Annotated in this window: 8 protein-coding genes and 2 pseudogenes; 7 read left to right on the top strand and 3 right to left on the bottom strand. The window is 43.1% G+C overall.

The genetic code is table 11. The features are described 5' to 3' along the window. Positions 1 to 185: 185 nt before the first annotated feature. Both MmiHf6_RS05685 and MmiHf6_RS05680 read left to right on the top strand, forming a co-directional pair. Complete coding sequence (locus MmiHf6_RS05685) at positions 186 to 1,799, top strand: DNA-directed DNA polymerase II small subunit (protein ID WP_316556835.1); 1,614 nt, start codon at positions 186 to 188, stop codon at positions 1,797 to 1,799. A gap of 30 nt (positions 1,800 to 1,829) precedes the next feature. Further along, a complete protein-coding gene (locus tag MmiHf6_RS05680) occupies positions 1,830 to 4,178 on the top strand; it encodes a DNA topoisomerase (protein ID WP_316556834.1) in 2,349 nt (782 codons plus the stop codon). 110 nt (positions 4,179 to 4,288) lie between these two features. On the opposite strand, the gene MmiHf6_RS05675 is transcribed toward MmiHf6_RS05680, so the two are convergent. The 3 genes from MmiHf6_RS05675 to MmiHf6_RS05665 form a co-directional block, all read right to left on the bottom strand. Continuing rightward, a complete protein-coding gene (locus MmiHf6_RS05675) occupies positions 4,289 to 4,453 on the bottom strand; it encodes a hypothetical protein (protein WP_316556833.1) in 165 nt (54 codons plus the stop codon). 265 nt (positions 4,454 to 4,718) lie between these two features. Then, on the bottom strand, positions 4,719 to 4,919 hold the full coding sequence (locus tag MmiHf6_RS05670; RefSeq protein WP_316556832.1) for a hypothetical protein: 201 nt from the start codon (positions 4,917 to 4,919) through the stop codon (positions 4,719 to 4,721). Positions 4,920 to 4,925: 6 nt separating this feature from the next. Beyond that, complete coding sequence (locus MmiHf6_RS05665) at positions 4,926 to 5,618, bottom strand: ADP-ribosyltransferase family protein (protein WP_316556831.1); 693 nt, start codon at positions 5,616 to 5,618, stop codon at positions 4,926 to 4,928. Positions 5,619 to 6,594: 976 nt separating this feature from the next. Between MmiHf6_RS05665 and mtbC the strand changes: the two genes are divergently transcribed. The 5 genes and pseudogenes from mtbC to MmiHf6_RS05640 all read left to right on the top strand — a co-directional run bounded on the left by mtbC (position 6,595) and on the right by MmiHf6_RS05640 (position 14,384). Next, entirely contained in the window at positions 6,595 to 7,227 is a 633-nt protein-coding gene (mtbC, locus tag MmiHf6_RS05660; protein ID WP_316556830.1) for a dimethylamine corrinoid protein MtbC, read from the top strand. Positions 7,228 to 7,248: 21 nt separating this feature from the next. Continuing rightward, positions 7,249 to 8,655: pseudogene (gene mtbB, locus MmiHf6_RS05655) on the top strand ([dimethylamine--corrinoid protein] Co-methyltransferase). A gap of 550 nt (positions 8,656 to 9,205) precedes the next feature. Continuing rightward, positions 9,206 to 10,693: pseudogene (gene mttB, locus MmiHf6_RS05650) on the top strand ([trimethylamine--corrinoid protein] Co-methyltransferase). A gap of 77 nt (positions 10,694 to 10,770) precedes the next feature. Then, positions 10,771 to 11,421 carry a methyltransferase cognate corrinoid protein gene (locus tag MmiHf6_RS05645; RefSeq protein ID WP_316556829.1) on the top strand — a complete coding sequence of 217 codons (651 nt, stop codon included), beginning with the start codon at positions 10,771 to 10,773 and terminating at the stop codon, positions 11,419 to 11,421. A gap of 866 nt (positions 11,422 to 12,287) precedes the next feature. Then, on the top strand, positions 12,288 to 14,384 hold the full coding sequence (locus MmiHf6_RS05640) for a hydantoinase/oxoprolinase N-terminal domain-containing protein (RefSeq protein WP_316556828.1): 2,097 nt from the start codon (positions 12,288 to 12,290) through the stop codon (positions 14,382 to 14,384). Positions 14,385 to 14,419: the final 35 nt, after the last annotated feature.

Here is a 14,419-nt window from a genome sequence, read left to right as displayed (position 1 = left end):
TCAGTTAAAAAAATTATATCCGATTCAAAGCTCAAAAATCGAAACTCTGAGACTCAATCCTAAAATCACAGCTTAAAGGCGGAGGCTGAAACTGTAATTTAAATGAATCTGAGACTATTTTAAAAGAATCAGAGACTATTTATTTCAGGGAATGATTCTGAAAGCAAAAACGCCGAGAGATCAAAATGGATGAGACAGTCATTTTAGAAAGAGCATCAGAAGCAGGTTTCATGATCAACAAAGAAGCCGTTGACTTTTTAGTAAACTGCCGCCTCTCCGAAAACTGTCTTCCCGAAATCTTCTCAAGCATTGATCTGTCGGTTTTCGTTATCGAAACCGAACATTTAGAGCCTTTTGTAAAATCTTTGGAAGAACAGGCAAAAGCAAACGGCTCGGAAGAAAATGAAGCGTTTGCAACATCTGCATCATCGGCAGCGTCAGCATCGGTTGCCGCGACTGCCCCGCCGGCTCCGGCAGCGCCCTCTTTTCTGACAGATTCGATTGATACGGAATTTCCGTATAAATATTCGTTTGATGACAACATGGTCGATGTTTTGGAAGACGTCACTGAAAAAACAACGAGCGTCGGCGAATACAATCAATTCGTTCAATATTTCCGAGACAGATATACACGCATCAGCGAAATGATCCGCTCCCGCGTCAGCTCGCGCCCGATTGAAAGTCTGCCGAAAGGAAAAGGCGTCAAACCGCTTTCATCTAAAGAAGGAAATTCTGAAATTACAATCATCGGAATGGTTTCTGAAAAAACGACAACCGGGAATCAGCATCTTATTCTGACGCTTGAAGATCCGACAGGCACATTTCCCGTTTTGATTAATCAGCGAGACACGGATTTAATAGAACAGGCCGAGAAATTGATTTTGGATGAAATCGTCGGAATCACGGGAAATTTAACGCCGGAAGGAACGATTTTAATGGCGAGCAAAATTACGCAGCCGGATGTTCCGAACAATTACACTTCCAACCGCCGAAGATCAGAAGGATACGCGCTTTTTATTTCAGATATCCACGTCGGCAGCAAGGAATTCATGAAAGAAGAATGGGAAGCTTTTTTAGACTTTTTGAACTGCAAATCGGAAAGCCCGCAGCTTCAGAAAATGGCATCGGAAATCCGCTACATTATCGTTGCCGGCGACATCGTTGACGGAATCGGAATTTACCCGGGACAGGAACACGATTTGGAAATCAAAGAAATAACGAAACAATATGAAACGACGGCGGAATATTTCCATCGGATCCCGCAGAATATTCACGTCATAATTGCGCCCGGCAATCACGACGCGGTCCGCCGCGCCGAGCCGCAGGTGACGTTTTCAAAAGAAATTCAGAGAATGTTTCCGGAAAATGTGACGTTTGTCGGCAATCCTGCCGTCATTTCGATTGACGGTGTCTGCGTTCACATTTATCACGGCTGTTCCATGGATGACATGGTTGCAAGCATCAAAGGCGTAACTTATCAGGAACCGACGACGGGAATGGTTGAAATGGTCAAGCGCCGCCACTTGGCGCCGACTTACGGCAGCCGCGTCATGATTTCACCCGAAAAAAAAGATTATCTGATCATTGACAAGGTTCCCGATATCATTCACTGCGGACACGTTCATACAATCGGCATTCAGAATTACAAAAATATTCTTTTAATTAATTCGGGAACCTGGCAGGCGCAAACGGATTTCCAGAAAAAAGTCAATATCGTTCCGAATCCTGCAAAAGTGCCGTTCGTTGATTTAAGAACAATGAAGCCGGGAATTCTGGATTTTAATATGAATGATGATTAAATTTTAAAAAATTGGATTGGAGAGAGGGAAATGACAATTGTTGCATTCGCGGAAAAAAATAAAGCGGCTGAAGAGATTGCCAACATTCTCGGAAAAGGCAATTACAAACGCACTTCCATAGAAGGCATTGCCGTTTACCGTTTTACTCGAAACGGAAAGGAATGGGCAATTTCGGGACTTGCCGGCCACATCATGGGTTACGATTTCCCCGCCGAATACAACAGCTGGACAGGCGTCTCGCCGGGAGCGCTTTTAGATATTTCGCCGATCAAAATGGTGACGAAAGAAAACTTTGCGTTCGCGATTGAAAAGTTAGCAAAGGAAGCTGAGATGATCATTTTGGCGTGCGACTATGACCGCGAAGGCGAAAACATCGGTTTTGAAGCCAAAGAGCTTGCCGAACGCGTCGCAAAAGTTCCGATCAAACGCGCCCGCTATTCAACGTTTTCTCAAAATGAAATCGAAAATGCTTTTGACAATCCGGGAGAGCCGGATGCGGCTTTGGCAATGGCTGCCGAAACCCGACAAATTTTAGACCTGAAAATGGGCGCCGCGTTCACAAGATATGTGACACTTTCCGTGCGCGAAAAAGCGTTTACGAAAGAAATTTTGTCCATCGGCCCGTGTCAGACGCCGACGTGCGGTTTTGTTTACGAGCGCGAAAAATTGATTCGGGAATTTCAGCCCAAAGACTTTTGGAAAATCACGGCAGATTTTGATGCCGGCGGCAATGTTTTTACGGGAACGCACCGCGCCGGAAATATTTCCGAGAAATCAAAAGCCGACGAAATCATGGCGCGGATCAAAGGCGAAAAAACGGCGACAGTCAATAAGAAAGATGTTCGAGAACAAAGTTTGGCGCCGCCCGTTCCGCTCAACACGACCGAATTTTTAAAGCGCGCGTCATCGTTTTTGAATATCAGTCCTGAAAAGTCGCTTGAAATTGCCGAGCAGCTTTACCTGTCGGGTTTAACGAGTTACCCGAGAACGGAAACAAACAAGTACGCCGATGATTTTGATTATAAAACGATATTAGCGGATTTGGCGAAAAATCCCGATTACACGAAAACCGTTTCTCAAATCGTGACCGCAGAGGGCGGAATTAAAGCGAAAAACGGTCCAAAAGACGCAAAAGACCACCCGCCGATTCACCCGATTCGCGGCGCGAACAAACAAACTGTTGAAAGCATGGTCAAACTTCCCGGCGCGTATGTCGTTTATGATTTGATTTGCCGTCACTTCTTGGCGAACCTGATGCCTTCGGCAATTTTTGAGAAAACGAAGCTTGAAATGAAGATCAAAGAAGATTTGTTTGACGCGGCCGGATCGATTAAGAAATTCGCCGGCTGGCTTGAGATTTATGATTTTGAAACGAAAAACGACAAATTCCTGCCGAATATCGATGAAGGCGACACGACCGGCGTTAAGAAAATTTTAAACACGGCATCTAAAACGGCACCGCCGAAGAAGCTGACCGAAGCCGAACTTTTGACGCTGATGGATAAAAACGGAATCGGGACAAAAGCAACGGCGCCGGCACATATTGAAACAAATAAAAAGCGCGGCTATTTTGAAGCGAAAGGAAAAACGCTGTCTATTCTCAACACGGGTTATATGCTGATGGAAAGTTTGGACGCGTCCGTTCCGATTTTGATTCAGCCGAAAATCCGCGCGCAAATTGAAGAATTGATCCAGCAGGTCGAAGACGGAAAAATCAGCATGGAAGAGGCTGTCGCAACGGGAACAGAATTGATTAAGCAAATGTATGCCGATTTGACAGAAAACAAAGACCGATTGGTTACAAAACTCAGCGGCAGCATCAAGACGGAAGCGGCGGAAGAAGACAAGAAAAATTATATCGGTGTCTGCCCCGTTTGCCAAAATGCGCTTCGAATCGTGACGACCGATAACGGCAGATTTGTCGGCTGCGTCGGCTACCCCGACTGCTCTGAAACATATCCGCTGCCGAAAGCCGGCGCAATCACGGTTTTGAGAACCAAGAATTGCCCGAAAGGCGGCGCTGCTGTTTTAGATGTGGGGAAAAAGTACGAATGGGCAGTCGGCATCGGCCCCTGCTTCAGCTGCGATCAAAACATCACCTGCAACCCGCCCGAAGTTGTCGGCGCCTGCCCGCGCTGCAAAGAGGGTGAAATGCAACTGATCGAGTATAAGGACGGTCGCTTCCTGAAATGCACGCTTCAATGCGGTCACACGCAGTCTTTGCCCGACAAAGGAAGGATGACGATTTTGGACCAAAAATGTGAGATTTGCGGCTGGAATTTATTCCGCGTGAAAGAACAGGGGAAAGATGCAGCAGAGTTTTGCGCGAATCGACGGTGTAAGGCGATCGGGATGCGGAAGAAAGCGGAAGCGGAGTAAAAGTTTTGGTTTGGCGGGCATCGCGCGCGAGCTGCATCATTTTTATAAAACTTTTAATCAAACCCGCCCTTCATTTTTGTATTTTTTTGTTTTTACCGCGGCGCAGCCGCCTAAAAGTGGCAAAAAAAATCGCGCAGCGATTTTTTCATAAACACCACCCTCCCACTGCAAACAAACACCACCCTCCCACTGCAAACAAACACCACCCTCCCACTGCAAACAAACACCTCCCTCCCGCTGCAAACAAACACCACCCTCCCACTGCAAACAAACACCTCCCTCCCGCTGCAGTTGAAAAATTCCGAGTGAAACGAGGAATTTTTTTTCGACCAAAAATGTGAGATTTGCGGCTGGAATTTGTTCCGTGTAAAAGAACAGGGAAAAGATGCGGCGGAGTTTTGCGCTAACAGGCGGTGCAAGGCAATCGGGATGCGGAAGAAAAACGAGGTTTAATTTTTATTTTATTTTTAAAAAATGGAGCGGATCGCGCGCGGCGGCAGCCGGAAAATAAAATGGATGGAAAATAAAAAAGAAGAAAAATTATTTTCGGAATAAATAGATTTCACCTTCTTTGTATCGCGTTCCGTCTAATTTGAAACCCATTTCAATACGTTGAATTTGGCGTTCAATATCCTCATGTCCTTCTTTTAACGTTTGTTTTCTTTTTTTCATTTCTTCAGGAGTCGGCTCAGGTGCTTCTCCTGTGTAAGTAAAAATTTCATCGAATGATTCATACCACATAAATAATCACTTTTTAAATATTTCAATAGAGTATACGGTTGTTTCTTTATTTAGATTTTTCTTAAAGAATATTTTTTCAATATCTGTGATTATATATTCAGAGTTATTCAACCTTAACATCTCGCATTCAGCCCGATCAATAAACAAAACGTTCATTCCCTTTTCAATTTTCAGTTGGAAAATAATCGGGTTTTCAATATCTGTATATTGGTATGCACGATTGAAATCCAATGTAAAACTGCCGAATCCTTTGTCTGTGTATGTCGTTCCGACTTTCGGATTTTTGAGCCAATTGATGTCGGTGACACCGCGATAGACAAAATATTCTCGATCAGATTTGCTTTTTAGAATTGCACTTCTAAGATTTTGAATGTTAAAGTCAATCAATTCTTTTTCTTCGTCTATCAGCAAATCATAAAATGCACCATCTCTAAAGCATGAATTAATTGCATAACACCATGGTTTTGTTTCCCAATGTTTCGGCAGTTTAAAACTCCAATTTCGTTTTTGCGTGTTCCAAAAATGAACATCCTGATAGTTACCGACACATGTTTTTTCAGACGGCGTCAAATCTTTTCGATCAGTATAAGGAATAAAAAATGTGCTGTATTCGTCAAAAATTCGAGGTTTTTCTGAAACAATATTTCCGGACAGTGACGTTTTGTCTAATGCTGTTTCTTCTTTTGATAAATATTTCATACTCTCGAGATTTTTCAAAAGGATAAAATGAAAGCGATTTTTTCAAAAACGATAACTTAAAATACAAAAGTGTAGCCGTACTCGTTAAATATTATTCTGTTAAATATTATCAAATATTATGGGATAGAAATGATTTGTTTTTCATTCGATTTTGAACAAACCTAAACATCTTTTTTCTAAATCCAAAAAACCCGAACATCCTTTAATAAACCAAGAATTTATTTTTATAAAACAAACTCAATCAGCGTGTTTATTCTTCCCGTCAAAAATTTTCATTCCTCTTTCCTTTAATTTCAACTCTGCCAATGCGACTGCCATTTATTATGATTTTTCGTGAGGTTTTTTTGGAAAAATTATTTTTTTAAATTCATAATTTTGGAAAAAGATTCATTTATTTTTTTAAATTATCGAAGCAATAAAAATTTTGCAGGCAATGTTTTAAAAATTTATGTGCTTCGTTAGATGCTGTTTTCTATTTATTTTTGTTTGAATTTTCGGCGATATTTTCTCTTTGTTCTTCAATTTTGTAAAAATGTTTGAAAATTACAACGCCGTTATAATGGGCGATTAATCGTTAAAATTCTCACTCCTGTATTATTTTTTTCTCAAAAAAGAAACTTAAAATGGATTAGTCTTTATATTTTTCAGCCCTTTTCATATCCAGTACAATTCATTTTTTGGAGGTTTTTCGAATTGTACACGGGGGGATGCAAACGATTTTGCATCTTTTGAAAAACCTGATTCAAACGAAAAACGCGTTAAAAAATTTTGATGCAAAAAATCAGAAATCATCTCAAAAATTGTTTGATAAGTTGCGATTTGATTTTTGGTTTGATAAATCTTGAATTTAAAATCTTAAATTTAAAATCTTAAATTTAAAGATTTGATAAATCTTAATTTGATAAATCTTATTCTGATTTGTCATCCTGAAAAGCCAAAATTTTTGACAAAAGAGTTATTTACGGAGGTATAAATAATGGATAAACAAGCTATTTTAAAAGAATTATCCGATGCTATGGTCAGCTGTAAAGCAGATGTTATCATGGCAGCTACAAAGAAAGCAGTTGACGCAGGAATGTCCAGCGTCGAAATCATTGACGGTCTCGCAGCCGGTATGACCGAAGTCGGCGACCAGTTCGAAAGAGGAAAAGTCTTCCTTCCCCACGTCATGATGGCCGCAAACGGTATGCAGGCCGCTGTTGACACACTCGACATGGGTGAAGCAGGCGCAACCGTCAAAAAAGTCATCATCAACGGCACTGTTGAAGGCGACGTCCACGACATCGGCAAATCTATCGTTTCGACAATGCTCCAGTCCGCAGGCTTTGAAGTCCACGACCTCGGCAGAGATGTTCCTGTCGCAAAATTCATCGAAGCAGTTAAAGAATACAACGCTGACATGGTCGGCTTGTCCGCTTTGATGACAACAACACTCAACGGCCAGAAAGACGTTATCGAGCTCCTCAAAGCCAACGGCTTAAGAGACAATGTTAAAGTCATGGTCGGCGGCGCACCCGCAACAACCGCATGGGCAGAAAAGATCGGCGCAGACTGCTACGCAGAAAACGCAACCGAAGCTGTTGACAGAGCAAAAGAGTTCCTGTTGTAATTCATTCAATGGTGATTATAAATGGCAACAGAATATGTTTTAAGAATGGGCGACGGTAAACGCGTCTTCATGACCAAAGACAAAATCAAAGAAGAAGCAATTGCCGGTGCCGCAAACGCAGTCGACTACGGTTTAGTCCCCGACCTTTCCGGTGACGAAATCGACAAAATTATTGAAATTTGTACAATGCCCGGTAAATCCGTTGCTGTCGAATTCGGTATGGAAGTTCCGGTGACGCACGACATCAGTACGATCCGCCTCGACGGTGACCAGGGTAACAGCGGTGTAGGTATCCCGTCCAGCCGTCTCGTCGGTATGATGATGCACGAACGCGCATTCGGCGCAGACACAATGGAACTCGGTCACATCGACTACAGTTACAAACCCGTGAAACCCATCGTTTCCAACGAATGCCAGGCCATGGAAGTCGCACAGCAGAACATGATCGTTCCGTTGTTCTACGGCGCAATGCCGAACATGGGTCTTTACTACACCCCTGACGGACCGTTCGAGAACCCGGGAGACTTGCTTAAAGCTTTCAAGCTTGACGAAGCATTCGCCTCCATGGAACACTCCGCAGAACACTTGACCCGCGACATCGTTTGGATCATGCAGAAACTCTATGCAAGCGGCGCAGACGGTGTCAACTTGGACACAACAGGCGCAGCAGGTGACGCAGACGCATACGGTACCCTTACCGCAGTGAAAGCACTCCGTGAAGAATTCCCTGACATGTACATTGAAGTCGGTATGGCCGGTGAAAGCATCATCGGTATGCACGGCATGCTTGAATTCGAAGGCAGCATCCTCGCAGGCCTCTGGCCGCACCAGCAGGTTGCACTTGCAGAAAAAGCAGGCGCAAGCATCTTCGGTCCTGTCGTGAACACAAACACAAGCCGCTCCTTCCCGTGGAACCTTGCACGCGCCATTACCTTCATCAAGGAATGTTCAAAAGTTTCCAAGATTCCGCTCCATGTTGACATGGGTATGGGTGTCGGCGGTATCCCGATGCTTGAAACACCTCCGATCGACGCAGTCACACGCGCAAGCAAAGCAATGGTCGAAATGACCAATGTCGACGGTCTCTAGATCGGTGTCGGTGACCCGCTCGGTATGCCGATTTCACACATCATGGCATCCGGCATGACCGGTATCCGCGCAGGCGGCGACCTTGTCGCACGTATGGAACTTTCCAAGAGCATGAGAATCAAGGAAGCCAAAGAATACGTTGCAAAGAAAGTCGGTGTCGATGTCTTTGACTTGGCAGACGAATACGCAATGAGAGATGTCAGAGAAGAACTCGGTATCGGTGTCATCACATCCGTTCCGGGCGCACCCAAAGGCATCGCTGCTAAGATGAACATCGAAAAAGCACTTGACACTAAAATCAACTGCTGTGACTTCTTCAGAAACCAGCTGAAACAGTAAATCTAAACGATTTTTGATTTGCAGAAAGGGATTGTTTTTGTGTGTTGAAAACAATCCCGCAAATCATATTTTATCGGACTGCAGGTTTGTGGCTGATTCTGCTTTTATGATTGTTTTTCTAAAATAATCTCGGCAGAATAAGCTTTGAATATTACAAAAAATCATTCAAATTACAAATCGCGATCAAGCGAGTTTGCAAAAGCAACGCGGGAAGCAAAATTCATTCATAAATGAGCGTACGCTGTCGAAATTACATGACTTTCGTTTAACGAAATTATTGTAATAAATATCGAAAAGTATGCTCAAATATCTGATATACTCCAAAAAATCCTTTAAAAATTGTCTAACAAAAATCCTTTCAGTGCTGTCATTGACGGTTCTGATAAACACACGCCCCAAATACATACAGTACACACAAATAAAAAAAGGATTTTGTTTTTCCGCCGCTCGCCTCTGATAAAAATCGTTCTGCACACAATTTCAATTTATAAAGCACGCGTCAGTGTGTGTTTTACAAAAAATCTACTAAAACATAAACAGAGGCTATAATATGTCAAAATGTAATGCATTCGCAGCAACAAAATCAATCAACGGTATTGAATTTGAGCTCTTTACTCAAGACGAATTAAAAGCAATTCACGAAGCAACAATGGACGTCTTTATGGACCCGGGTATCCAGGTTTCCGACGCCAACGCAAGAGCTGTTTTCAAAGCAAACGGCTGTGAAGTTGACGAAAAGACACAGATTGTCAAAATCCCTGAATTCGTCGTCAGAAGAGCACTTCAGACCGCACCCTCCAGATTCACTCTCTGGGCAAGAAACAAGAAATACAACACTGTCATGGAATGCGGCGGCAAGGTTCACTGGACTTGCTTCGGTACCGGCGTTAAGATGACAAACTTTGTCTCACCCGGCAAATACGAAACTGTCGACTCTGTCGAACAGGACATCGCAAACATCGCAAAACTTTGTGACTGGGCTGAAAACATCGACTACTTCTCCCTCCCTGTTTCCGCAAGAGAATGGGCAGGTAAAGGCGCACAGGATGTCCACGAAGTCTTTACACCCTTGACAAGCACAGAGAAACACTACCACGACATTGACCCCGTCGGCGAAAACGTCGAAACATACTGGGAAGTCATCAAAGCTTACTACGGCGGCAACGAAGAAGAAGCTCTCAAAAAGCCGATCATGTCCATGTTGGTCTGCCCGACCAGCCCGCTTGAACTCAGCAGCAACGCCTGTCAGGTTATCATGAAAGGCGCCGAGCGCAACATGCCTGTTAACGTTCTCTCTATGGCAATGTCCGGCGGTTCCGCACCGGTTTACCTTGCAGGCACACTCGTTACCCACAACGCAGAAGTTCTCGCAGGTATCGTGCTCGCACAGATCACCAACCCGGGCGCACCTGTCTACTACGGCAGCTCTACCACAACATTCGACTTGAAGATGGGAACAGCACCTGTCGGCGCACCCGAACTCGGTCTTATCAGTGCAGGTGTCTCCAAGCTCGCTAAGTTCTACGGCCTTCCGGCATTCGTCGCAGGCGCATAGACTGACGCAAAAGTTCCGGACGCACAGGCCGGCCACGAAAAGACGATCACGACAACCCTTGCGGCACTTGCAGGTTCCAACACAATCTACGGCGCAGGTATGCTCGAACTCGGTATGACTTTCTCTATGGAACAGCTCGTTATCGACAACGACATCATCGCAATGGTCAAGAAAGCGATGGAAGGCATCCCGGTTTCTGAAGAAACGCTCGGTGTTGACCAGATCAAGAAAGTCGGTATCGGCAACAACTTCCTCGCACTCAAGAAGACAAGAGAACTCGTTGACCTTCCGTCCTCCCCGAAACTCTTTGACAGAAAGATGTTCGGTGACTGGGCAGCAGCAGGCTCCAAATCCATTGATGTCAAAGCGCACGATGTTGTCGTTGATGTCATGAAGAACTATGAAGTTCCGGCAGTCGACAAAGACATCCTCGCATCAATGAAAGCAATTGTTGACAAGGCAGACAAAGAATTCAAGATCTGATTTCAACTGAATTTAGTTGATTCATATTGAATTTAACAAACACAAAACCACAAATAAAAATGACAGAGGTTTAAATTATGGCAAGTAAAGACGAAGTTATTGCAATGGCAAAAGAAGCAATTATGGAATTCGACGGCGAAATGGCCGAAGAAGCAGCACAGGAAGGCCTTAAAGCAGGCGTCAATCCCGTTGAAATCATTGAGGCATACACTTCAGCAATGGGTGATGTCGGTGTCCAGTTTGAAGCAGGCACACTTTTCCTTCCCCACGTTTTGGCTGCATCCGAAGCAATGAACGCAGGCATCAAAATCTTAAAACCTGAAATGGAAAAGAACAAATCACAGGTCGAAAGCAAGGGCAAAGTCGTTATCGGTACAATCGAGGGCGACATCCACTCCATCGGCAAAGACATTGTTGTTTCCATGCTCGGTATTGCAGGATACGATGTTATCGACCTCGGCCGTGACGTTCCGGTCAAAACATTTGTTGAATCTGTCAAAGAACACAAACCCGCAGTTGTCGGCACCTCCGCTTTGATGACAACAACAATGGTGACTCAGATCCAGGTTGAAGAACAGCTCAAAGAAGCAGGTCTTCGCGACTCTGTTAAAACAATGGTCGGCGGCGCACCGTGCACACAGGACTGGGCTGACAAGATCGGCGCAGACATCTACGGCGAAAGCGCAACTGACGCTGTTGCAAAAGTAAAAGCATCCACCGGTGCTTAAATATCTCACGATTAGAGACGGGAGGGGCGGCAGAAAAAAGTTCCACACACACTCCGTCCCGCTCGTTTTTAATACTGTATAATTATTGCCGTGTTTGTTCTCTCAACAGCGCAAAACAGCGGCATAAATATACAACAACCCCCGTGTCGGAAAAGGAGGACAAAATTTATTTGTCGGCCTTTTCCCTTTTTATTTTTGGGGCTTGACCTTAAAAACATTTTATATTATCACTGTTTCCATTCAAATAATTTTTTGATTTTAATCATACAATTCCGAAACTGAATTCAAATCAGCCGATATTATTCACTTTACATATTATTTATCAAATTCAATTATCATATTGTTGCGCGGTTATTTCTCAAACTCATCATTTTTCAAATCATTGTTAAGATTTTAAGACCGAAACTTATCATTCAAATTCTAAAGAAAATAAAAAGTCGGGATTTAAATTCAAATTAATTTCATTTATAATTTAAAAAAATCCGATTAAAAAATCTAAATTAAATTTAAAAAAATCTAAATTAAGTTTAAAAAAATCTAAATTAAGTTAAAAAAAATCTAAATTAAGTTAAAAAAAATCTAAATTAAGTTAAAAAAAAATCTAAATTAGATTAAAAAAAATCTAAATTAAGTTTAAAAAAATCTAAATTAAGTTTAAAAAAAATCTAAATTAAGTTTAAAAAAATCTAAATCAAGTTTAAAAAAATCTAAATTAAGTTTAAAAAAATCTAAATTAAGTTTAAAAAAATCTAAATTAAGTTTTGTTCATAAAAATTCTAATCATGATTTTTTCTCACTATAATTCTTAAATCACAATTCTTAATTCTCACTATAATTCTTAAATCATAATACAGAGGGACTTTGAAATGGCATTATGTTTAGGCATTGATACCGGCGGGACGTATACTGATGTCGTTATCATTGACGATGAAAGTAAAGAGGTATTAAAGGCTGCCAAATCGCTGACAACATACCCTGACCCGATTGGCGGTATCCGAAATGCGCTTGATGAAATGCCTCCGGAAATGCTTGAAAAAGCCGTTGTTGTTTCTGTTTCAACAACTCTTTCGACCAATACTGTTCTTGAAAATACGGGCGAAGCCGCTGCATTGATTTTAATCGGCGACGCGAAACTTTTGAATTTTGATGATCAAAAAGCGGTTCAAAATTATATAATCGTCTCGGGCGGACACGACAGCGACGGTCATGAAGCCGAACCTTTAGACGCTGCCGCTGTTGAAGCATATGTTTTATCGGTGAAAGACAAAGTTTCCGCTTTTGCCGTTTCTTCTTATTTCAGCGTTCGCAATCCGGATCATGAATTGAAAACCAAAGAATTGATTCAAAAATTAACGGCGGCTGACAGCAAGTCTTCTCATCCTGTTGTTTGCGGTCACGAATTGGCACAGTCACTCGGCACTTACGAGCGCGGCGTCACTGCTTACCTGAATGCAATGCTTCTCCCTGTTACGAATCGTTTTGTTAATGCAGTCGTTTCTGAGATCAAACGCCGCGGTTTGAACGCGGATATTAAAATTTTAAAATGCAACGGCGCTGTTTCCGGAATCAAAGAAGCGATGGAAAAGCCGGTCGAATCCATTTTTTCGGGACCTGCTGCGAGTTTGCTCGGCGCGTCTTTTTTGTCCGGCAGAGAAACTTGTTTGATGATTGATGTCGGCGGCACCAGTACCGACGTATCTTTGATTGAAAACGGTTTTCCGGATATTTCCGATAACGGCGCGGTTGTCGGCGGCTGGCGGACAAAAGTGCGTGCCATTCGAATGGAAACATCAGCGCTCGGCGGCGACAGTCAGATTTGGATTCGATTGCCGTCAATAACGGATTCCGGCGTTTCCGACAGACTTCATTTCGGTCCGAGACGAATTATTCCGATCAGCCGCGCTGCCGTTCTTTATCCCGGTCTTTTGGAAAGTTTGGATGAAAGATGGTTTGCAGATAAATTCCGTTTCGGCGAATACATTCAGCCGGTCCGTTTCTATGTCCGAAGCGGTAATCCTGCATCCGGTTTGACGGCGGATGAGCAGAAAATATACAATAAAATCAAAGAAGATGTTCCCGTTTCCGTCAACGATATTATGTGGGATATGACTTTTGTTCCGAATGAGGTTTTGAAATCGCTGGTGAACAAGAAATTGGTCAATATGATTGGTTTCACGCCGACGGATGTTCTTCATGTTTTAGGTGATTACAATGAATTTAATACGGATGCCGCTGTTCTTGCCGCCCGCATTACCGCTTCTTTTTTAGACACCGATTACATGGAACTTTGCCGTTATCTGAAGCAGACTTTTTCTTTGAAAATGGCTCAGGAACTTGTTTATTTCCTTGCCGAAAAGGGTCTTGCCGACAATTCGGAAAATATTGTGGCGACGGCGCGCTCAGATGTGTTTAATTCAAGATCGCATTTTGAGGCGCCGATCAATCCCGAATTGATGTCTTCTCCCGTTTTCAAAGATTCGGTCAAAGCGGTTTTGTCTTTCAAAAAGCCTTTGCTGAAATACAAATTAGATATTCCTGTCGTTTTGATCGGCGGTCCCGTGAAGGCTTTTGCCGACGAGCTTCGGGATTTGGTCGACGCCGAAATTTTAACACCCGATTATTTTGATGTCGGAAACGCGGTCGGCGCGCTGGTCGGAAAAATCGCGAAGAGAATTGATATTTCGATTCGGACCGTTCAAAGTGAATCGCGCTATATGGTCAAAACCAACGGATTTATTGTTTATTATCCCGGCGGAAGACGCGCTTTTGCAGTAAGAGACGACGCGCTTGAATACGCCCGCAATCTCGGGAAACAACTGATTACGGAATATATGGAACGTGAAGCCGTGCCGAAAGAAAAAGTTGAATTCAAGATGTATGAAGAAGATGTGGCGATTGCAAGAGACGCTTTACCTTTCATGACGAAATTGGTTTTTGAAGGATTTGCAAGGAACGTGTTTTAACAAAATTTCAGGTTGCGGGGGAGGGCGGCGTTTGT

Origin of the sequence: Methanimicrococcus hongohii, from assembly GCF_032594095.1 — an archaeon.
GTDB lineage: Archaea > Halobacteriota > Methanosarcinia > Methanosarcinales > Methanosarcinaceae > Methanimicrococcus > Methanimicrococcus hongohii.
The sequence above is the reverse complement of the archived record's forward strand: the minus strand, read 5'-3'. Positions and strand labels throughout refer to the sequence as shown.